This window comes from Vibrio rarus, assembly GCF_024347075.1.
In the GTDB taxonomy this organism is placed as follows: domain Bacteria; phylum Pseudomonadota; class Gammaproteobacteria; order Enterobacterales; family Vibrionaceae; genus Vibrio; species Vibrio rarus.
Map to the genome: position 1 here is coordinate 1,997,194 of NZ_AP024900.1, position 20,722 is coordinate 2,017,915.

Below are 20,722 nucleotides of genomic sequence, written 5' to 3' on the forward strand. Positions count from 1 at the left end.
TACGCTGGCTATGACAGGCTTAACAGTAAACTCCGAAAAGCCCGTAATTTCAATGATCTAAACCGAACGATTGACTAACATTGTTTTAATATGGCCAATTGCTTTGGTTGGGTTTAACCCCTTAGGACATACACTGACACAGTTCATAATGCCATGACAACGGAAAACACTAAATGCATCGTCTAAACTGTTCAGTCTCTCATCAGTTGCGGTATCTCGGCTGTCAATAAGCCAGCGATAGGCAGCTAATAGCCCCGCAGGTCCGATGAATTTATCCGGATTCCACCAGAAAGAAGGACACGATGTGGTACAACACGCACACATAATGCACTCATATAAGCCATCAAGGTGTGCTCGCTCTTGTGGAGATTGTTGATGCTCTCTTGCCGGCGGTAATTCGCCATCAGAAATCAAAAATGGCTTCACTTTTGCATAGTTATCATAAAACTGAGTCATGTCGACAATCAAGTCTCGAACCACAGGTAAGCCTGGCAATGGACGAATAATCAGCGAATCCCCTTTCAAAGCAGAAAGTGGCGTGATGCATGCCAGTCCGTTTTTACCATTCATGTTTAGGCCATCACTGCCGCACACGCCCTCACGACAAGAGCGGCGGAAAGCAAGAGACGGGTCTTGTTCTTTAAGCAAGATAAGTGCATCTAGCACCATCATGTCAGAGCCTTCTTCCACCTCTAGGGTGTACTGCTTCATGTAAGGCTTACTGTCTACATCTGGGTTATAGCGATAGACAGAGAAATTGAGGTTCATATCTCGCTCCCTTAATAGGTTCTAGCTTTCGGTGGGAAAGCGTCACGGTGAACAGGTTCCATATTTACGCCACGCTTAGACATGGTTTCCGTCTCCGGGTTGTAGATTGAGTGACATAGCCACTGGGAATCATCACGGTCTGGATAGTCAAAGCGAGCATGTGCGCCACGGCTTTCTGTACGGTAGTTTGCTGCTACTGCGGTGGCTACCGCCGTTTCCATCAAGTTATCCAGCTCCAAACATTCAATACGCTGTGTATTAAACTCGGTAGACTTATCACTTAAATGGGCATCTTGTAGACGCTCACGGATCTGTTTCAGCTCTTCTAAGCCGGTTGCCATCGCTTCCCCTTCACGGAATACCGAGAAGCTGTTTTGCATACAGCTTTGCATGTCTTTACGAATTTGCGTTGGGTCTTCACCGCTAGTGCTGTTCTCCCAACGCATAGTGCGAGCAAGAGAAGCCTCTATATCCGATTCAGAAACAGGACGCGCTTCTGCTTGAGCAGCTAATGTTTCCCCAAGATGCAAACCGGTTGCTCGGCCAAAGACCACTAAGTCGAGTAGTGAGTTTCCGCCCAAGCGGTTGGCACCATGCACCGAAACCGAAGCGATTTCACCACAAGCAAATAGACCTTGCACCTCAACATCGTGTCCATTGCTATCAAGCTTAATCGCTTGACCAGACACTTGAGTAGGCACCCCTCCCATCATGTAGTGACACGTTGGAATGACCGGAATCGGCTCTTTCACTGGATCAACGTGGGCAAAGGTACGCGATAATTCACATATGCCCGGCAAACGCGACTCAAGTACATCTTTACCTAAGTGATCCATTTTCAGTTTAAGGTGAGGCCCCCAAGGACCATCACAACCGCGACCTTCACGAATTTCAATCATCATAGAACGAGCCACAACATCACGGCCAGCCAAGTCTTTGGCATTAGGGGCGTAACGCTCCATAAAGCGCTCACCATCTTTATTCAGAAGGTAGCCCCCCTCACCACGACACCCTTCCGTTACCAGTACACCTGCGCCTGCAATACCTGTTGGGTGGAACTGCCACATTTCCATATCTTGCATGGGGACACCTGCGCGCAGTGCCATGCCGACACCGTCACCGGTATTAATGTGCGCATTGGTTGTTGAGGAGTAGATACGACCTGCTCCCCCAGTGGCTAGGATGGTGGCCTTGGCTTTGAAGTAACACATCTCGCCAGTTTCCATGCAAATTGCCGTACACCCCATCACCACGCCATCTTGGTTTTTCACCATATCAAGGGCGTACCACTCACTAAAAATGGTGGTGTTATATTTGATGTTTTGTTGATAAAGGGTATGTAATAGAGCGTGACCTGTACGGTCAGCCGCAGCGGCAGTACGAGCGGCTTGCTCACCACCAAACTGTTTAGATTGACCGCCAAATGGGCGCTGATAAATAGAGCCATCATCGAAACGAGAAAACGGCAACCCCATTTTTTCTAATTCAATCACGGATTCTGGACCGTTTTTACACATGTACTCGATGGCATCTTGGTCACCAATATAATCGGACCCTTTTACCGTGTCGTACATGTGCCATTGCCAATCGTCTTTATGGGAGTTGCCTAGCGCGACTGTGATACCACCTTGCGCTGAAACGGTATGTGAACGAGTAGGAAATACTTTTGATAACAATGCGCAAGTTAAACCTTGCTCAGAAATTTGCAGTGCGGCACGCATACCGGCACCACCAGCGCCAATCACTACAGCGTCAAATTCGCGAACTGGAATGGTCATTTATGCCCCCCAAAGAACAAATAGGCCAGAGAAAAAATAACCAAATAGCACAGCAATAAGAAGTAATTGCAAGCTACCGCGCAACAGCGCCGGTTTAATGTAATCCGTTAATACTTGCCACAACCCAATCCATGCATGGATAAGAATGCACAGTAGAGCGATCATGGTAAATATTTTGGTGAACAGTCCACCAAAGAAGTGAGTCCACTCCATATAACTCACATCACCTGCAAGCAGTAAAAATCCGCACAGATAAATAGTGTATAGAGTTAAGATAATGGCCGTAGCACGAACCAGCAAAAAGTCATGAACGCCGTTACGCCCAAATGAAGAAACGTGATTTACCATACGATGACTCCCGCAACAATGGCTAATACGCCCGTTACAATGAATGAGATCTGCGCGCTTTTCGCGCCACTCTCTAGCTCTTCAAAGTAACCTAAGTCTTGGCAAAGGTGTCGAATACCGCCCACGATATGATAGAAAAGTGCGCTGAGTATTCCCCATAGAATAAATTTAACGAAGAAACCATCCACATAACTGGCAGCTTCCATAAACCCTTTGGGAGATGATAGAGAAAGAGAAAGTAACCAAAGCAAAATACCTACAGCGACAAAGGTGATAACACCAGATACCCTGTGTAGGATCGAAGCAATGGCAGTAATTGGGAAATGAATCGTTTGCAGATCCAAATTGACAGGTCTAGTTTTTTTGTTGTCCACAGTGTGCTCACTCAGCTCCTTTGAGCAGTTTAAATAGTAAACATCTAAGCTTTCTTAACAAAAACTCATCAAAGCTTACATTATTTAAGGTTACCCTTAATTATTTTGTTACTTTAATTGTTTATAACTTAATTTATTAATAGGAAGTGAAGAACACCTCACATAGATAAATCAACGATATAGCAATCATTCACCGCCACTATACTTTTGTTAACATACAGATACAATCGCATTAACAATTTTTGCTACATAGAACCACTTTTTGTCCATTTTGCGCATAAAAATCTAAACAAGTGCACACAAAAGGGTATATAAATTGACTTCTACACCGAACAGACGTAAAAGTTTGGTGCACCATTGAACCGAGATGGAAAATATATAACAAAGGAGAATGTTATGGCAGATAAGCAAGTGACTCTTACTATCGAGGGTCAAGAGCCCATTGAATTGCCGATTATGAAAGGAACAGACGGTCCAGATGTAATCGATGTTCGCACTTTGGGAAGCCAAGGGTACTTCACCTTTGACCCTGGTTTTCTTGCCACTGCTTCTTGCGAATCTCAAATTACTTACATTGATGGTGATGCGGGCATTCTATTGCACCGTGGCTACCCCATCGACGAATTAGCAAACAACGCTGATTATTTAGAGGTGTGTTATATCTTGCTCTACGGAGAAGCCCCAACACGCCAAGAATATGACCAGTTTAAGCAAATTGTTACTCGTCATACTATGGTTCATGAGCAAATCGCCAGCTTTTTCCACGGCTTCCGCCGAGATGCTCACCCAATGGCTGTCATGTGTGGTGTGGTCGGTGCTTTGGCCGCTTTCTACCATGACTCATTGGATATTAATAACGATAAACACCGCGAGATTGCGGCGTTTAGACTGTTATCAAAAATGCCAACACTAGCGGCCATGTGTTACAAATACACCATAGGCCAGCCTTTCATTTATCCACGTAATGACCTGACCTACGCTGAAAACTTCCTGCACATGATGTTTGCGAACCCGTGTGAAGAGTACGAAGTCAATCCTGTAGTGGCACGCGCTATGGATAAAATCTTTACCCTGCATGCGGATCATGAGCAAAATGCCTCAACGTCCACCGTGCGCCTTTCTGGTTCGTCTGGTGCTAACCCATTTGCTTGTATTGCGGCGGGTATTGCCTCTCTTTGGGGACCTGCGCACGGCGGTGCAAACGAAGCTTGTCTGCATATGTTGGAAGAAATCGGCAGTGTCGATAACATTGAAGAGTATGTAGCTCGAGCCAAAGACAAGGATGACCCATTCCGCTTAATGGGTTTTGGTCACCGTGTTTACAAAAACTACGACCCACGCGCCACTGTAATGCGTGAAGCGTGCCATGACGTACTTGACGAGCTTAATATCAACGATCCATTGCTTGATGTGGCTATGGAACTGGAACGCATTGCTTTGTCTGATGAGTACTTTGTTGAGAAGAAACTGTACCCGAATGTTGATTTCTACTCAGGTATTATTTTGAAAGCCATTGGCATTCCTGTTTCTATGTTTACCGTAATTTTTGCTATTTCTCGTACTGTAGGTTGGATTGCTCACTGGAGCGAAATGCACAACGATCCGCATAACCGTATCGGTCGTCCTCGCCAATTGTACACTGGCGAAACTAAGCGTGAATTTAAGCCTCTTCACGAACGTGAATAACGCCTAGTGTAGAGAGTCACAAAAAAGGCTTGAACCTAGGTTCAAGCCTTTTTCTATACTGGGTTGTTAATATCCACAAAAGTCACATCTAATCCATGCTCTGCCGCAAGCCATTCCCCTAGCGCCTTAATTCCATAACGCTCAGTGGCATGATGACCTGCGGAGAAATAATGGATATTTTGCTCACGAGCCACAAACGTGGTGCGTTCTGATATTTCCCCAGATATAAATGCATCCAATCCATGGTCTGCTGCAAGTTGAATGTAATCTTGACCGCCTCCTGTACACCAACCTACCGTTACAATTTTTTTGTCCTGTTGCTGCGGAGTAATGTGCAATGGCTCTCTTCGTAACACAGTGCTAATACGCTGTGCAAACTCAGCCCCGCTGATCTCCTGCTGTAAACGGCCGTACATAGCCACAGATTGAGCGTGGCCTTCTAAGCCACCTTCGACCTCAATATTCAGTAACTGCGCTAACTGAGCGTTATTACCTAGCTGTGGATGGATATCTAGTGGTAGGTGGTAACCGTATAAATTAATATCATTTTTGATCAAGGTGCGTATACGACGTCCTTTCATGCCCACTATTGGTTGTGGTTCACCTTTCCAAAAATAACCATGATGCACTAAGATGGCATCGGCATTCAACGCTACCGCCTGATCAATTAACGCTTGAGACGCCGTAACACCAGTGACGATTTTTTGGATGGTTTTAGCCCCTTCGATTTGCAAACCATTGGGGGCATAATCTTTAATAAGCTGTGGTGATAGCTTGTCATTAAGGATGGTTTGCAGTGTTAAATTATCCATTTTTAATTCCAAATATTTGAAAGTAACGCATAAATAGAGCAAGTTAAACAAACAAAGTGCTGTTCGTCTATATTGCAACTCGTCTACATATCAGAGACTGTTACCTATGCCCAATTATACTGTTGATGCTTCGATCCTAAATCAATTTAGCCAGTGGATTGCCACAACCCCTCCGTTATTTCATGGGGATGAGGTGATTATGGACGGCAACACTTTTCCCCATAGCACACAACAAATGCCGAATTATCGGGGCAACTCCCGTCTCGGGTTTATTTATCAACACGTATGCGAGCAATTAATAGAGCAGCAAACGCATCTCTCTCTACAAGCCACTGAGTTGCAGTTAAACCATGAAAAACGCACCATTGGCGAGCTGGATTTTATCTTATTTAACCATGCCAACCATAGGTTAGAACACTGGGAAGTGGCGATTAAGTTCTATTTATTACATGACAAACTATGGTATGGCCCTAATGCAAGTGATCGCTTAGATAAAAAACTTAACCATATGTTACACCGTCAATTGCAGCATAGTGCGAGTGATGTTTTTATCCAGCAATACCCACAATGGCAATACCTCTCCCCTCACTTGCTCATGCAAGGACGTCTGTATGTGAACCCTTTTGAAAGAGAGCCAATACCGAGCCACTGCCAACATAAGCAGATTAACCAAAGTCAAATATCTGGCTATTGGTGCTATCGGCATCAGATGAAGCGTATTTCGGAAAAATTGTTCTTATTAGATAAGTCTGAATGGGCCATTGGTCTGCAATATAAACGCCCACCATTGACCGATACTGATGAACACATTTTGCATTGCCAAAGTGAATCTGGCCGCTTTTGGTTTATAGTGGGTGATCAGTGGCCCAATAATGGCTAGTCAATAATTAAAACAGTGATTCCACTTTTCATTACCCAGCGAATGACTCTGCGATGATTTCATTAAATAACAATAACTTAGATTAAGTCGCCACATATAGAACAACCCGGCTTTATCCCTTCATCAATAACTGCCTATTGAAGCCCATACAACAGAGGCATACAGTCGTGCCACATCACAATCATGATGAGTTTTTCTGGGAAAAAATATGGCTCAATTGATAGAAGCATTTACCGTTTTTGGATTAGTAATCTTCGCCCCTCTTATTATTGTTACCCTAGTACAACGTCTACAAGACATGCGTACTAGTCGCCAACAATAAACAAGCACTATTACATTACTGCCAAGCAACGTTGTAAATAACACTACCGTAGTCAATCACGGATCGGCCTAACTGGTTAAAATACTTGATAACCCCGTTGATATTTTGCATGTAGAGTTACTCTTAATCTAAAGTATTCGCCTTGTTCTCAAGTGTTTTTCCTAGGTTATACCAATCACACTAAGTAAGTGATCAGAAATAGCGCAGGAAAAATGCTCGAAAACAAGGCAGAATTTTTCGATAAGTAGTTATTCTACAATCAAAAATTCTAACGCAGTTATCGAGTATTTTAACAAGCTAGAATGACCCGTTATTTAGTACTATTGGTATTACTGTGATTGATATAAAAAATCCCCACCGTGCACACACACTGTGGGGATTTATTTTTTTATTAATGACCCTAACAACCGCTAGTCATTAATCATGGTTTGCCTTGAATTATAAACCCGCGGCTTTAAACACTTGATTGACGATTTCTTGAGCTTCTGTCTCAATTTGTTTTAGATGCGCTGCACCTTTGAAGCTCTCACAGTAAATTTTGTAAATTTCTTCCGTACCCGATGGACGAGCGGCAAACCAGCCATTTTCCGTAGTCACTTTTAAGCCGCCAATGGCAGCGCCGTTACCAGGAGCGTGTGTCAAGCGAGCCGTGATGGCATCACCGGCTAACGTGTCAGCAGCCACCATCTCAGCAGACAGTTTCTTTAGAATATCCTTTTGTGGACCATTAGCTACCGCTTGAATGCGGTTATAGCTTGATTCACCATGTTTAGCGGCCAATTCATCATAATACTGCTGTGGGTTTTTCCCGGTTACTGCCGTGATTTCCGCCGCGAGTAAGCACAAGATAATGCCGTCTTTGTCTGTTGACCAAGGAGTACCATCTTTACGCAAGAAAGAAGCACCAGCACTTTCTTCACCACCAAAGCCAAACTTACCTTGGTACAATCCATCAACAAACCATTTAAAGCCAACAGGCACTTCACATAGCTCACGGCCTAGGTCTGCAACCACGCGGTCGATAATGGCACTAGATACTAATGTTTTACCTACGGCAACGTCGGCTCCCCACCCTTCTCGGTGACGATATAGATAATCAATGCATACCGCTAGGAAGTGGTTAGGGTTCATTAATCCAGACGGGGTAACAATACCGTGACGGTCATAATCTGGGTCATTACCAAACGCAAGATCGTAATCATCTTTTAGGGCCAATAAGCCCGCCATTGCGTAAGGTGATGAACAATCCATTCGTACCACGCCGTCTTTATCTAAAGACATAAACTGGAAGCTAGGATCGATGGCTTCACTTACTAAGGTTAAATTTAAATTGTAAAACTGTTGAATTTGACGCCAGTAATCAATGCCCGAACCACCTAGAGGGTCGACACCAATTTTTAGATTGGCTTTTTGTATCGCTTCCATATCAACCACATTGACCAGATCGGCAATGTAAGGGGCGACTAAATCTTTTTCGATGAATAACTCACTGGCTTTTGCATTGGCAATACCGATGCGTTTTACATCAACCAACCCTGCAGCAATAATGGCATTTGCGCGGTCTTCAATAGCTTGAGTAAGCTCACCTTCAGCTGGGCCACCGTGCACGGGGTTGTATTTAATACCACCATCTTGCGGTGGGTTATGCGAAGGGGTAATAACAATACCGTCCGCTTTTGCCTCATTGACTAGGTTGTGCGTTAAAATGGCATGGGAAATACCCGGCGTAGGAGTATAGCCTTGATCTTGTTGTGTAATGACTTGTACGCCATTGGCCACGAGTACATCAACTACAGTAGAAAATGCAGGCTCTGACAGAGCATGCGTATCTTTACCTACAAATAAAGGACCGTTCACGCCGTAGTTTGCGCGAACTTCAGCAACTGCTTGTGCAATAGCTAAAATGTGATTTTCGTTAAATGTTACCTTGTCAGCACTACCACGGTGACCTGAGGTGCCAAACGCCACCTTTTGATCGCCATTGCCTGCTTCTGGTTGAAGCAGATAGTAGTTAGCCACTAACTGAGGGATATTGTGTAAATCTTCTTGCTGAGCCTTTTGTCCAGCGCGAGGATGCATAGCCATTACGTTGTTCCTTTTTTATAGTTCTTTAAATATTAAAATACCCACATAACCGGAAGAAATTTATGTGGGTATTGTTCCTGTAGACTAGATAGAACGAGTTACGCGCTCTATCAACTCTACGGGGAACGACATTCTCCCCATCAACTGCTCAACCATCTGACGTTTACGGCTGGTGTTGTTGTTGGTAATCACCCAAAAAGGTGAACCTGGGATGGCTCTTGGTTTGGTCGTTTTGCCACTGGCCAAGAGCACAGCTTCGTTATCAGCAAAGTACACGCGCTTGCGCCCTTTCACTTGTGTTGCTTCAGCAAATCCATCTTTATCAATGCGATGCAGTGCCGATAGTACAAACATAAAGCGATCAATCGCCTTATCCAGAGCGGCAAATTCATCCGAAATCAACTCGCTACGAATTAACTTAATAGGATCAACAGACTGAGTAGGTTTGCCTACGATGATCGGTGTCGCCGCACCAGTAGGTGCTGTTGCTAAAGCTGCAGATGTAGATTCTATTTCTTGTTTAGCTATACCATCCACATCGAGCAAACGTCGTAGAATATCGGACGCACTCTCTCCAATTCGTTGGGTTCGGCTCGCGATAAATCTATATAGTTCTTCGTCAACTTCGATGGTTTTCATTCGCTTTTCACAATCTGATTAGTTTAAACTGCGTCAGATTATACCCAGTTATTGAACAAGTCTCTACGGAAAGAAAAGAGGAAATGGATAAAATGTCGAGCAAGTTACACTATAAGATCCAAGGTCAGGGTAAACCTATACTCTTGATCCATGGTTTATTTGGGAGTTTAGACAACCTTGGTTTGCTCGCCCGTGACCTGTGCCAAGACCATCAAGTCATCAGTGTTGACCTGCGAAATCATGGTCGCTCTGCACACTTTGATCAACACTCTTACACCGATCAAGCCCAAGATATCGTGCAGTTATTAGAACAGCTTGAGCTCAAAAATCTTATTGTCATCGGGCACTCTATGGGTGGAAAAGTGGCCATGATGTTGTCTTCACTTAATGCCGAACTCGTACAGCAATTAATTGTTATGGATATGGCTCCTGTGGCTTATGAGGTTGATCGTCATAGCAATGTGTTTGCCGGTATCCAAGAAGTCGCCCAACATAAGCCTACACTGCGCTCTCAAGCCATGACACTAATGGCAAAACATATCGAAATGGACGGTGTGCGACAGTTTTTGAGTAAATCCCTTTATAAAGAAGGGGAAGTGTTGCAGTGGCGCTTTAATCATCAAGCATTGCACCACCAATATTCGCAAATTATGACTTGGCAACCACTCGCCGCTAACCCTGTTTCTACCCTGTTCATCAAAGGGGCCAATTCTGATTATATTCAAGGGCAACACCAAGGGGCGATCATGGCTCAATTCCCCAATGCCAAAGCGCACATTATCGCCAATACTGGGCATTGGTTACATGCGGAAAAACCAGATATGGTATTGCGAGTCATTCGCAAGTTTATTGCACAAAAATGAAGTGGAAGGGTAAACAGACATAACTAGGTTATGTTATAGTTCCGCGATAAATACAGCATAAAGGGATGCTATGCTCTACGATTACATCAATCAAATTGAATCCATTGGGCTCGATTTGCTGTTTGCTTGCGTATTTTTACTCATCGGTCTCGCAATCAAAGACGTTCTAAAACAAGGCAATGTGCCTCCTTTTGGTCGTCGTATCGTATGGCTCGTGCTGTTTTTAGGCTGTGCTGGCTTTGTTACTAAGGGGATAATTCAACTCTCTTGGGAAGGCGCTGGTTTATAACCTAAATACAGACATTAACGCATCCAAACACATCTAATATAGGTATTGATTCTATGGCAAGTGTAGGTCTCTTCTTCGGCAGTGATACTGGTAATACAGAAGCTGTGGCAAAGATGATTCAAAAACAACTCAGTAAAAAACTGGTTCATGTTCAAGATATTGCAAAAAGCAGCAAAGAAGATATTGATAACTTCGACCTGTTGTTGCTTGGCATCCCTACTTGGTATTATGGCGAAGCTCAATGTGACTGGGATGATTTCTTCCCTGAACTTGAAGGCATCGATTTCAGCACCAAATTGGTGGCTATTTTCGGTTGTGGCGATCAAGAAGATTACGCTGAGTACTTCTGTGATGCTATGGGTACAGTGCGCGATATCGTTGAAGCGAAAGGCGGCACTATCGTAGGTTACTGGCCAACAGAAGGCTACGAATTTGAAGCGTCAAAAGCGCTTATCGATGATGACCAATTTGTTGGTCTATGCATTGATGAAGACCGTCAACCAGAACTCACTGACCAACGAGTGAATGCTTGGGTAAACCAAATTCATTCTGAAATGTGTTTATCTGAATTAGAAGATTGATCTTTCTCAATCTTCTTACAAAGGGGCGTCTCGCCCTTTTTTTTTACCTGCTATTCTAGTGGTCAGTGCATAATATTTACTGATACCATTAATCACACTAAGTAAGTGTTCAGAAATGGCGCAGAAAAAATGCTCGAAAACAAGGCGGAATTTTTCGATAAGCAGTTATTCTACAATCAAAAATTCTAACGCCGTTATCGAGTATTTTAACAAGCTATAATGACCCGTTATTTAGTACGATTGGTCTGACCACGATTGGCATTACAATGACGGCTATACGTGATTTGCTTCTGTTTTATAAGCAAAATAAATAGCCCTGATAAGTCCATGGTTTATTGTTGAAGATGCTTCCCATATAATGACCATTAGAGTAGAGCTCAGATTTTTATAGGAATATACATGCCAGATAACAACAAAGCTTTAAAAGAAGCAGGCTTGAAGGTCACTTTACCACGCTTGAAAATTTTAGAGCTTCTTCAACAACCCGGTTGTCAGCACATCAGTGCCGAAGAGCTGTATAAAAAATTAATCGATATCGGTGAAGAAATCGGCTTAGCCACAGTTTACCGTGTACTAAACCAATTTGATGACGCAGGTATTGTCACTCGCCACCACTTTGAAGGTGGAAAGTCTGTATTTGAATTATCCACTCAGCAGCACCACGATCACCTAGTTTGTCTTGATTGTGGCGTGGTCATTGAATTTAACGATGACGTCATTGAAGAGCGCCAGCACCAGATTGCCAAAAAATACAATATTAACCTGACTAACCATAGTTTGTACCTATATGGTCGCTGTGCCTCAGGTGACTGTAAAACAAACCCTAAAGCTCATGACTAACCCGTTGTGCTAAGGTAATCACCCCTTCTAAGGAGTGCTATGTCTTTCAGTAAAAATGGATTTACACTGATTGAACTAGTCGTTGTTATTATTATTCTCGCCGTGTTGGCCGTTGTTGCAGCACCACGATTTTTAACTATCAACGAAGACGCAAGAGAGGCAATGCTAAGAGGTATTGCCGCTGAATATCAAACTGCGGTCAATTTTTCCCACCAAAAGTGGGCCATTATTGGCGGTTCTAATCAAGCACTAAACAACTTGCCGGGTTACGCTGGGGGCGAGTTAGATATGAATGATGTGGGCTTTCCTTTAGGTATAGATAAAAACGAACCTATGGGAAGACCTTATAATATAGGGCAAGGCAACGCTGGATGCGTCAGCTTGTTCGATACTTTACTCGACTCCTCTTTAACGGCCACCAATACTGCCAACCAACGGGATTTTCACGATTTTTTCACCGCCAGAGAAGAAAACTTTGTGATTGAAGCGGGGGGGTTGGCCTATTCAAAATGCTATTACATCTACACTAAAGATGGCTATCGGCGTAACCCAAGTAGAGCTAAGCACGTTATTTGGTATGACTCTCGCACAGGTGATGTGTCCTACATTTTAAACAACTAGCCACGATACAATATTCGAAAAAAATGCCAGCAAAATCATTGCTGGCATTTTTTATTTATACACCTTGTTCTCTGTATAGGGTGTCACTAACCCCTATACAAAAAGCATTAACTGACTTTTGCCCAGGTATCACGTAGGCCAACAGTACGGTTAAATACCAAGTTATCAGAAGTACTATCTTTGCTGTCCACACAGAAATAACCTGTGCGTTCAAATTGATAGCCAGCATCTGCTTGTGCATTTACCAGACTAGGCTCAACAAATCCCTGTTTTGTTTCTAGGGACTCAGGGTTAATAACCGCTTTAAAGTCTTCAGCTACCGCTGGATTCGCTACGGTAAATAAACGGTCATATAAACGGACTTCAGCAGCAATGCCTTTATCTGCAGAAACCCAATGAATCACGCCTTTCACTTTACGGCCATCCGCTGGATTTTTACCTAAAGTCTCATCATCGTAAGTACAGAAGATAGTGGTGATATTGCCTTGCAGGTCTTTTTCAATGCGCTCAGCTTTAATCACATAACTACCACGTAAACGCACTTCTTTACCTAGCACCAAACGTTTGTATTTCTTGTTTGCTTCTTCACGAAAATCGTCTGCTTCAATCCAAATTTCACGAGTAAACGGCACTTCACGACTGCCCATTTCTGGCTTGTTTGGATGGTTTGCAACATTGAGTGTTTCTACTTGCTGCTCTGGGAAGTTTTCAATCACTACTTTAATCGGATCAAGAACCGCCATTGCACGAGGGGCGTTTTCGTTGAGATCATCACGCACACATGACTCTAGAGAGCCAAATTCAATCATGTTCTCTTGCTTAGTCACACCAATTCGTTGACAAAACTCACGAATAGACGCTGGTGTAAAGCCACGACGACGCAAGCCAGAGATAGTCGGCATACGTGGATCATCCCAACCATTAACCAATTGCTCAGACACTAGTTGGCTCAGTTTACGCTTAGACATCACAGTGTATTCAAGATTTAGGCGACTAAACTCGTACTGATGTGGTTGCGTTTCAATGGTAATGTTTTCCAACACCCAATCGTAAAGACGACGGTTATCTTGGAACTCTAATGTACAAAGTGAGTGCGTAATGCCTTCAAGGGCATCTGAAATACAATGAGTAAAGTCGTACATTGGGTAAATGCACCACTTATCACCGGTTTGATGATGATGAGCAAAACGAACACGGTATAGAACAGGATCGCGCATCACCATAAATGATGAGCTCATGTCGATCTTGGCGCGAAGACACGCTTGCCCTTCTTTAAAGCCACCGGCACGCATTTTTTCAAATAACGCTAAGTTTTCTTCTACTGTGCGAGTACGGTATGGACTTTCTTTACCAGGCGCAGTCAATGTTCCGCGATATTCACGAATCTCATCGGCTGTGAGTTCTTCAACATAGGCTAACCCTTTATTGATCAACTCAATAGCATAAGCGTGCAACTGATCAAAGTAGTTAGATGAATAACAAATATCACCAGACCAATCAAAACCTAACCATTGCACGTCGCTCTTAATTGAATCAACGTACTCGATGTCTTCTTTCTCAGGGTTGGTGTCATCAAAACGCAGGTTACACTGGCCCTGATAATCTTGAGCAATACCAAAGTTTAGACAGATCGATTTAGCGTGCCCGATATGCAGGTAGCCGTTTGGCTCTGGCGGGAAACGAGTATGCACGCTGTTATGTTTGCCATCCGCGATATCTTTATCGATGATTTGACGGATAAAATTCGATGGTCGAGCCTCAGCTTCACTCATCTATAACACCTCATGGTTCAAATTTAAAATTCTTCTATAACCGTACATTGTATTCGTCTAAGCAACTAAATCTAGATGTTTGTGTTATCAAAGGCAAAAAAAATGCCTCCCGAAGGAGGCACAAGGACGTTATTAGCAAATATTTCTTAAGATGGAAGCTCTGTTGTTGTTAGGTCTGTATCAATAGGCACGTTTTTCATCTCACCGGCGATGATTTCAGCCAGAGGACCTAAGATAACTTGAACGTTATTAGAACCCAGTTTGACGACGCCCATCGCACCAAGATCTTTCAATACTTTCTCACTAATGATGCTTGTGTCATTAAGAGTAAGACGTAGGCGGGTAATACATGCATCGATAGAGCTAATATTACTGTGACCACCGAGTGCTTTTAGGTACTGTTTTGCAAGCTCAGAAGTATTTTCAGAACCGGCAACTGCACTACTTTCATCATCTTCACGACCTGGTGTTTTAAGACCAAACTTAAGGATGACGGTACGGAACACCGCATAGTAAATACCGAAGAATGCAAAACCTTGCAGAATCAGCATATACCAGTCTTTCGCTAGCGGGTTACGACTCGACAACACCATATCCACAAGACCTGCTGAGAAACCAAAGCCTGCAATCCACTGCATTTGCGCAGCAATAAATACTGAGATGCCGGTAAGTACCGCATGCAGAACATACAGTCCCGGTGCTAGGAACATAAACGAGAACTCAAGAGGCTCAGTAACACCGGTAAAGAATGCAGCAAAGCCTGCTGCAATCATAATCGACGCCACTTTCGCTTTATTTTTAGACTTTGAAGTGTGGTACATCGCCAATGCAGCACCCGGCAAACCAAACATCATAATTGGGAAGAAGCCCGCTTGATACATACCCGTTACACCAACAGTGGCAGTACCTTCATCTAATGATTTTGCTCCCCCTAAGAAATTAGGGATATCATTAATGCCGGCAACATCAAACCAAAATACTGAGTTTAATGCGTGATGAAGCCCTACAGGAATCAGTAAACGGTTGAAGAAGGCGTAGATACCCGCACCCACTGACCCCATACCTTGGATAGATTCACCAAAATGAACCAGAGCGTCATAAATAGCCGGCCACACATACATCAAAACAAATGATACAGCGATGCCCGCTATGGAAGTTAAGATAGGCACTAGACGTTTACCAGAGAAAAACGCCAAAGCCTTATGCAGCTCTACTGTGCAAAAACGGTTGTATATTTCTGCTGATAAAATACCAACTAATATACCCACAAACTGGTTTTCAATTTTACCAAACGCTGGGGATACAGCATCGATGCCAATACCTTGGATTTGCGCCACAGCCCCTGGCGAAAGTAAGGTTGTCACAACAAACATCATGACCAGTGCGGCGAGAGCGGCAGCACCGTCTTTATCTTTAGACATGCCGTAAGCCACACCCACAGCAAATAGCCATGACATGTTATCAATTATGGCGGCCCCAGCTTTAATTAAGAAGCCAGCAAAGGCGCTGTTGCCCCCCCACCCTGTTGGGTCAATCCAATAACCAATCCCCATTAATATAGCGGCTGCTGGTAGCGTAGCAACCGGCACCATCAGTGCCTTACCTACCTTCTGAAAGTATCCAAGAATATTCACGTTAATTCTCCCCTGAGGAATTAGACAATAAGTTTAAAACTTTTTTTAAATAATTAATTTAGTCCTAATCATAGTAATGAGATAATTTTGCGTCGCAAATTAAAACCCCATAAAACGTGAGCAGTGTCATAGCAACAAGCGAAAAGGGGATGATATTGTTACCTCGATCATAAAACTTATTTCGATATTAAAATTAACTACCATTTCCAGTATACTCATAATGACTAAATAGAAATGTAAACAGACACTATCAACCACTTTCAACATAAGAGCAGCAAGTATGTATGCATTAACGAATTGCACCGTATTTACGGGAAGCGATACTCTTTATAACCACGCAGTTGTGGTCAATAACCAACAAATCAGCATGATTTGCCCAGAGCAACAACTGGACTCTGAGATGCAATGTATCGATTTGCAAGGAGCCAATCTTAGCCCTGGATTTATTGACCTGCAGTTAAACGGTTGTGGTGGTGTGATGTTCAATGACGAAATCTCAGCCGACACCATACACACTATGCATCAAGCTAACCTTAAATCGGGATGCATTAGTTTTTTACCCACTTTGATCACCTCCTCCGATGAAAGCATGCGTAACGCCATTGAAGCGCAACGACAGTTCCACCAGCAACATGAGCACCTGTCTTTAGGCTTACATTTAGAAGGGCCTTATCTCAACCTTGCTAGAAAAGGTATCCATACCGAGTCCTACATTCGCCAATCCGACAATGAAATGATTGATTTTATCTGTCAACATGCGCAATGGGTCACAAAAGTCACCTTAGCTCCGGAGCAAAATAAGCCTGAACATATACGACAATTAACCAATGCAGGTATTGTTGTATCCATAGGACATACAGCTGCTACTTATCAACAAGCTAGGGATAGTTTCAAAGAAGGCATCACCTTCGCCACTCACCTTTTTAATGCCATGACGCCAATGACAGGACGAGAGCCTGGTGTTGTGGGTGCCGTATTCGACACAAATGATGTGTACGCCGGCATTATTGTTGATGGTCATCATATTGACTACGCCAATGTCCGCATTGCGCACCGACTTAAGCAAGATAAACTCATACTGGTAACGGATGCCACTGCACCTGCCGGAGCAAATATGCAACAATTTAACTTTGTCGGCAAAACCGTTTATGTTCGAAATGGCAAATGCGTAGGTAAAGATGGTACATTAGGTGGTTCAGCGTTAACTATGATTGAAGCGGTAGAGAACTGCGTTAAACATGTAGGTATCTCACTGGATGAAGCACTGCGTATGGCGACGCTCTATCCAGCAAAAGCCATTGGCATGCAGCACAAACTGGGTCGCGTAAAATCAGGTATGATCGCAAACCTTACTATTTTCGATAACAATTTTAATGTACAAGGGACCGTAGTAAACGGCCAGTATATACAGGGATAATTATGACAGGCGGACAAATTGGCAACGTAGATTTAGTAAAGCAATTAAATAGTGCCGCTGTTTATCGACTCATTGACCAACAAGGGCCAATTTCTCGAATCAAAATATCAGAATTGAGCCATTTAGCACCGGCGAGTGTCACTAAAATCACTCGTCAGCTTTTAGAGCATAACTTAATTCAAGAAGTGGCTCATCAAGCTTCAACCGGTGGGCGACGCGCTATCTCTCTCACCACACAAGTGACGCAGTTTCACTCTATCGCTGTGCGAGTAGGAAGAGATTACATTCAATTATCCTTACACGATTTGAGTGGCGAGATACTGTCAAAATCTGAGTCGGCGATTCAATACAGTGACCAAGAGCAATTAATCCGCCAACTGATTGACAAAATTAAGCTGTTTAAAGCCAGTAATGAATTAATTGCGCACAATCTGATTGCTATTGGTGTCGTCCTGCCTGGGTTGGTCAACCCAGATGAGGGTGAAGTCCACTATATGCCCCACACTAAAATTGACCACCTACCTTTGGGACAAATATTATCTGAGCAGTTTAATATCGGCTGTTTTGTGGGTAATGATATTCGAGCTATGGCACTGGCTGAGCATTATTTTGGAGCGACCAAAGACAGCTTAGATTCCGTGTTGATTAGTGTCCATAGAGGGACAGGTGCGGGTATAATGGCCGATGGACACGTCTTTTTAGGCTCCAATCGCAATGTCGGCGAAATTGGCCACATTCAAGTAGATCCATTAGGTGAGCAATGTCAATGTGGCAATTTTGGTTGCCTAGAAACCATCGCCGCTAATCCTGCCATTTTAAAAGGTGTTCAAGCTCGCCTCGCGCGTGGTTACGATTCGACTTTAGCCGATGAAGCCAATATTACCATTCCAATCATCTGCAAGCATGCTCTTATGGGTGATGATTTAGCCACACAAAGTATTGTGCGTGTTGGGGTTCAGTTAGGAAAAGCCATTGCAATTGTAATAAACCTGTTCAACCCGCAAAAAATTGTTATCGCTGGTGATATCACGCAAGCAAAAGAGGTATTATTCCCCGCGATCCAAAGGAACGTGAATAGCCAATCTTTAACCGCTTTTCACAAGGATCTTCCTATTGTTTCATCTGACCTAGAGCAGTTCCCTACTATGGGGGCTTTTGCCATGATAAAACGAGCCATGTTAAATGGCGTATTGCTACAAAAATTAATGGACTCAACGCATTAATTCAATCATTGCTGTCTCGTAGCGGTTGAGTGAGCGTAGTCCCTCAACCCAATGAGACGGTAATAAATGGAAATCATGCTCATCTGCGGCGCTTTTTTGGCGGGGTTTATCGCCCAAAAGTGCAATTTGCCCCCTTTAGTGGGCTTTTTACTTGCAGGTTTTACACTGAATGCATTCGGCTTTGAAAGTAATTCAACCATCAACCACATCGCCGATCTTGGCGTCACCCTGCTTCTATTTACTATTGGCTTAAAGCTGGATGTAAAAATCTTACTGTCCAAAGAAATTTGGGGAGGAGCCACCTTACATAATCTTGCTTCTACCGCTTTTTTTAGTCTTTGCTTAATCGCTCTGCAAGTGATCGGCGTCAGTTTATTTGCCGACATGTCCATTGCACAATTAATTATCTTAGGTTTTGCGCTCTCCTTTTCTAGCACCGTTTTTGCCATTAAAGCCTTACAAGATAATGGAGAGTTAAACTCCACCTATGGTGGCATCGCCATTGGTATTTTGGTTATGCAGGACATCTTTGCGGTGGCCTTTCTCACCGTATCAACCGGGAAAGTTCCCGAATGGTATGCCCTCTTTTTGTTCGCGCTCCCTTTAGCTCGACCGGTTTTTTATAAAATATTAGATAAAGTGGGACACGGCGAGTTATTGGTACTTTGCGGTATCTTTTTTGCTTTAGTGGCGGGAGCAGGACTGTTTGAATTAGTGGGGGTTAAAGGCGATCTTGGCGCGCTAATACTTGGCATGCTACTGGCTGGGCACAAAAAAGCATCCGAACTGTCTAAGTCTTTATTTAATCTAAAAGAGATGTTGCTTGTTTGCTTCTTTCTCAATATTGGCCTTTCTGAACAACCGACCATGGCAGGCTTAATTCTGGCTCTGCTATTTATGTTGCTATTACCGGTAAAAGGCCTCCTCTATTACATTATCTTAGATCGCTTTAAGTTTCGTATTCGCACATCGCTACTCGCCTCTCTCACTTTATTTAACTTCAGCGAGTTTGGCTTAATCGTCGGTGGACTGGCCTATAAGCAAGGATGGATCTCTGGAGATATTATGGTTTCCATCGCATTGGCGGTGTCCATTTCTTTTATTATTGCTGCGCCCCTAAACCGCTTTAGTAATCGCATATATCGCTACAGTGCCGCTTGGCTAAAAGAACGCAGTGATTGCACAATTAATATTCGAGACCAATTTATCAGTGTCGGCCCAGCGCAAGTGATGGTGTTGGGTATGGGGCGTATTGGTACTGGTGCTTATGATGAACTCACTGCACGTCACGGTAATATTTGTCTCGGCATAGAGATACGCCAAGACACCACAGGCCAACATTTACAAGCGAGTCGCAATACCTTGTGTGGCGATGTCACAGACTCCGACTTTTGGGAACGTGTGCAACATATTGATCAAATAAAATTAGTGTTACTGGCGATCCCGAATAACCAAGGGAACCGCTTTGCGTTAGAGCAGTTAAGGCTAAGAGGTTATACAGGGAAAGTAGCTGCTATTGCTGAATACCCAGACCAAGTGGAGCAATTTATTGAGCTTGGTGCTGACGCAGCCTTTGATATCTATAGTGAAGCTGGAAGTGGCTTTGCTCGTCATGTGTGTGACACTTTATCACCTCAGTTTTATAATGAAAAAAATTGAAGATAAACTATTGAAAAATAAATTTGTATACAACCTAAGAATATCTGCTATTCCTCTACTAAGGTCATTGGGTATACTATTCTTAGGTTATCTTTTTCCTTACAGGTAGGACACGGTGCTAAAAAAACTCT

At 43.4% G+C, this 20,722-nt stretch carries 19 protein-coding genes and 1 pseudogene; 10 read left to right on the top strand and 10 right to left on the bottom strand.

Going from position 1 to position 20,722, the window contains the following annotated elements:
• Positions 1 to 57: 57 nt before the first annotated feature.
• Genes OCU56_RS09045 through sdhC form a run of 4 tightly spaced genes read right to left on the bottom strand, consistent with a single transcriptional unit; the run spans position 58 to position 3,268 of the window.
• On the bottom strand, positions 58 to 768 hold the full coding sequence (locus OCU56_RS09045) for a succinate dehydrogenase iron-sulfur subunit (protein ID WP_261872906.1): 711 nt from the start codon (positions 766 to 768) through the stop codon (positions 58 to 60).
• 11 nt (positions 769 to 779) lie between these two features.
• Entirely contained in the window at positions 780 to 2,546 is a 1,767-nt protein-coding gene (gene sdhA, locus OCU56_RS09050) for a succinate dehydrogenase flavoprotein subunit (protein ID WP_261872907.1), read from the bottom strand.
• Entirely contained in the window at positions 2,547 to 2,894 is a 348-nt protein-coding gene (gene sdhD / locus OCU56_RS09055; RefSeq protein WP_261872908.1) for a succinate dehydrogenase, hydrophobic membrane anchor protein, read from the bottom strand.
• On the bottom strand, positions 2,888 to 3,268 hold the full coding sequence (gene sdhC / locus OCU56_RS09060; RefSeq protein WP_390904834.1) for a succinate dehydrogenase cytochrome b556 subunit: 381 nt from the start codon (positions 3,266 to 3,268) through the stop codon (positions 2,888 to 2,890). Before sdhC ends, sdhD begins: the two co-directional genes overlap by 7 nt.
• Before the next feature lie 396 nt (positions 3,269 to 3,664).
• On the opposite strand from sdhC, the gene OCU56_RS09065 reads away from it, so the two are divergent.
• The gene (locus OCU56_RS09065; RefSeq protein WP_261872909.1) at positions 3,665 to 4,954 is read left to right on the top strand and encodes a citrate synthase; all 1,290 of its coding nucleotides are present in this window, start codon (positions 3,665 to 3,667) and stop codon (positions 4,952 to 4,954) included.
• A gap of 53 nt (positions 4,955 to 5,007) precedes the next feature.
• Here OCU56_RS09065 and OCU56_RS09070 read toward each other — a convergent pair whose 3' ends face one another.
• On the bottom strand, positions 5,008 to 5,766 hold the full coding sequence (locus OCU56_RS09070; RefSeq protein WP_261872910.1) for a Nif3-like dinuclear metal center hexameric protein: 759 nt from the start codon (positions 5,764 to 5,766) through the stop codon (positions 5,008 to 5,010).
• 106 nt (positions 5,767 to 5,872) lie between these two features.
• On the opposite strand from OCU56_RS09070, the gene OCU56_RS09075 reads away from it, so the two are divergent.
• Entirely contained in the window at positions 5,873 to 6,646 is a 774-nt protein-coding gene (locus OCU56_RS09075) for a DUF1853 family protein (RefSeq protein ID WP_261872911.1), read from the top strand.
• Positions 6,647 to 7,406: 760 nt separating this feature from the next.
• Here the strand turns inward: OCU56_RS09075 and pgm are convergent.
• The 3 genes and pseudogenes from pgm to OCU56_RS17520 all read right to left on the bottom strand — a co-directional run.
• On the bottom strand, positions 7,407 to 9,053 hold the full coding sequence (pgm, locus tag OCU56_RS09080; protein WP_261872912.1) for a phosphoglucomutase (alpha-D-glucose-1,6-bisphosphate-dependent): 1,647 nt from the start codon (positions 9,051 to 9,053) through the stop codon (positions 7,407 to 7,409).
• A gap of 84 nt (positions 9,054 to 9,137) precedes the next feature.
• Complete coding sequence (locus OCU56_RS09085; protein WP_390904866.1) at positions 9,138 to 9,632, bottom strand: replication initiation regulator SeqA; 495 nt, start codon at positions 9,630 to 9,632, stop codon at positions 9,138 to 9,140.
• A 3-nt stretch (positions 9,633 to 9,635) separates the two neighbouring features.
• A pseudogene (locus tag OCU56_RS17520) lies at positions 9,636 to 9,692 on the bottom strand (replication initiation negative regulator SeqA); the annotation flags it as partial.
• Between the two features lie 92 nt (positions 9,693 to 9,784).
• Between OCU56_RS17520 and OCU56_RS09090 the strand changes: the two are divergent.
• The 5 genes from OCU56_RS09090 (at position 9,785) to OCU56_RS09110 (ending at position 12,886) form a co-directional block, all read left to right on the top strand.
• Complete coding sequence (locus OCU56_RS09090) at positions 9,785 to 10,555, top strand: alpha/beta fold hydrolase (protein ID WP_261872914.1); 771 nt, start codon at positions 9,785 to 9,787, stop codon at positions 10,553 to 10,555.
• Between the two features lie 70 nt (positions 10,556 to 10,625).
• Positions 10,626 to 10,844, top strand: coding sequence for a DUF2788 domain-containing protein (locus tag OCU56_RS09095; RefSeq protein WP_261872915.1), 219 nt, complete (start codon positions 10,626 to 10,628; stop codon positions 10,842 to 10,844).
• Positions 10,845 to 10,897: 53 nt separating this feature from the next.
• Positions 10,898 to 11,425, top strand: coding sequence for a flavodoxin FldA (gene fldA, locus OCU56_RS09100; protein WP_261872916.1), 528 nt, complete (start codon positions 10,898 to 10,900; stop codon positions 11,423 to 11,425).
• A 399-nt stretch (positions 11,426 to 11,824) separates the two neighbouring features.
• A complete protein-coding gene (gene fur, locus OCU56_RS09105; protein ID WP_261872917.1) occupies positions 11,825 to 12,265 on the top strand; it encodes a ferric iron uptake transcriptional regulator in 441 nt (146 codons plus the stop codon).
• A gap of 39 nt (positions 12,266 to 12,304) precedes the next feature.
• Positions 12,305 to 12,886, top strand: coding sequence for a type II secretion system protein (locus tag OCU56_RS09110; RefSeq protein WP_261872918.1), 582 nt, complete (start codon positions 12,305 to 12,307; stop codon positions 12,884 to 12,886).
• 107 nt (positions 12,887 to 12,993) lie between these two features.
• On the opposite strand, the gene glnS is transcribed toward OCU56_RS09110, so the two are convergent.
• Together glnS and nagE are read right to left on the bottom strand one after the other, a co-directional pair.
• Positions 12,994 to 14,658 (bottom strand): glutamine--tRNA ligase, encoded by a 1,665-nt coding sequence (gene glnS, locus OCU56_RS09115; protein ID WP_261872919.1) that lies wholly within the window; start codon positions 14,656 to 14,658, stop codon positions 12,994 to 12,996.
• Positions 14,659 to 14,804: 146 nt separating this feature from the next.
• On the bottom strand, positions 14,805 to 16,292 hold the full coding sequence (nagE, locus tag OCU56_RS09120) for an N-acetylglucosamine-specific PTS transporter subunit IIBC (protein ID WP_261872920.1): 1,488 nt from the start codon (positions 16,290 to 16,292) through the stop codon (positions 14,805 to 14,807).
• Between the two features lie 280 nt (positions 16,293 to 16,572).
• Here nagE and nagA point away from each other — a divergent pair, with 280 nt between their 5' ends.
• The 3 genes from nagA (at position 16,573) to OCU56_RS09135 (ending at position 20,591) form a co-directional block, all read left to right on the top strand.
• Positions 16,573 to 17,709 carry an N-acetylglucosamine-6-phosphate deacetylase gene (nagA, locus tag OCU56_RS09125; protein ID WP_261872921.1) on the top strand — a complete coding sequence of 379 codons (1,137 nt, stop codon included), beginning with the start codon at positions 16,573 to 16,575 and terminating at the stop codon, positions 17,707 to 17,709.
• A 2-nt stretch (positions 17,710 to 17,711) separates the two neighbouring features.
• Positions 17,712 to 18,932, top strand: coding sequence for a DNA-binding transcriptional regulator NagC (nagC, locus tag OCU56_RS09130; protein WP_261872922.1), 1,221 nt, complete (start codon positions 17,712 to 17,714; stop codon positions 18,930 to 18,932).
• A gap of 66 nt (positions 18,933 to 18,998) precedes the next feature.
• Entirely contained in the window at positions 18,999 to 20,591 is a 1,593-nt protein-coding gene (locus tag OCU56_RS09135) for a cation:proton antiporter family protein (RefSeq protein ID WP_261872923.1), read from the top strand.
• Positions 20,592 to 20,722: the final 131 nt, after the last annotated feature.

What these genes read in the sequence shown, in the direction of transcription:
- OCU56_RS09045 (WP_261872906.1), bottom strand. Translation starts at nt 768, where the DNA reads ATGAACCTCAATTTCTCTGTCTATCGCTATAACCCAGATGTAGACAGT.
- sdhA (WP_261872907.1), bottom strand. Translation starts at nt 2,546, where the DNA reads ATGACCATTCCAGTTCGCGAATTTGACGCTGTAGTGATTGGCGCTGGT.
- sdhD (WP_261872908.1), bottom strand. Translation starts at nt 2,894, where the DNA reads ATGGTAAATCACGTTTCTTCATTTGGGCGTAACGGCGTTCATGACTTT.
- OCU56_RS09065 (WP_261872909.1), top strand. Translation starts at nt 3,665, where the DNA reads ATGGCAGATAAGCAAGTGACTCTTACTATCGAGGGTCAAGAGCCCATT.
- OCU56_RS09070 (WP_261872910.1), bottom strand. Translation starts at nt 5,766, where the DNA reads ATGGATAATTTAACACTGCAAACCATCCTTAATGACAAGCTATCACCA.
- OCU56_RS09075 (WP_261872911.1), top strand. Translation starts at nt 5,873, where the DNA reads ATGCCCAATTATACTGTTGATGCTTCGATCCTAAATCAATTTAGCCAG.
- pgm (WP_261872912.1), bottom strand. Translation starts at nt 9,053, where the DNA reads ATGGCTATGCATCCTCGCGCTGGACAAAAGGCTCAGCAAGAAGATTTA.
- OCU56_RS09090 (WP_261872914.1), top strand. Translation starts at nt 9,785, where the DNA reads ATGTCGAGCAAGTTACACTATAAGATCCAAGGTCAGGGTAAACCTATA.
- OCU56_RS09095 (WP_261872915.1), top strand. Translation starts at nt 10,626, where the DNA reads ATGCTCTACGATTACATCAATCAAATTGAATCCATTGGGCTCGATTTG.
- fldA (WP_261872916.1), top strand. Translation starts at nt 10,898, where the DNA reads ATGGCAAGTGTAGGTCTCTTCTTCGGCAGTGATACTGGTAATACAGAA.
- fur (WP_261872917.1), top strand. Translation starts at nt 11,825, where the DNA reads ATGCCAGATAACAACAAAGCTTTAAAAGAAGCAGGCTTGAAGGTCACT.
- OCU56_RS09110 (WP_261872918.1), top strand. Translation starts at nt 12,305, where the DNA reads ATGTCTTTCAGTAAAAATGGATTTACACTGATTGAACTAGTCGTTGTT.
- glnS (WP_261872919.1), bottom strand. Translation starts at nt 14,658, where the DNA reads ATGAGTGAAGCTGAGGCTCGACCATCGAATTTTATCCGTCAAATCATC.
- nagA (WP_261872921.1), top strand. Translation starts at nt 16,573, where the DNA reads ATGTATGCATTAACGAATTGCACCGTATTTACGGGAAGCGATACTCTT.
- nagC (WP_261872922.1), top strand. Translation starts at nt 17,712, where the DNA reads ATGACAGGCGGACAAATTGGCAACGTAGATTTAGTAAAGCAATTAAAT.
- OCU56_RS09135 (WP_261872923.1), top strand. Translation starts at nt 18,999, where the DNA reads ATGGAAATCATGCTCATCTGCGGCGCTTTTTTGGCGGGGTTTATCGCC.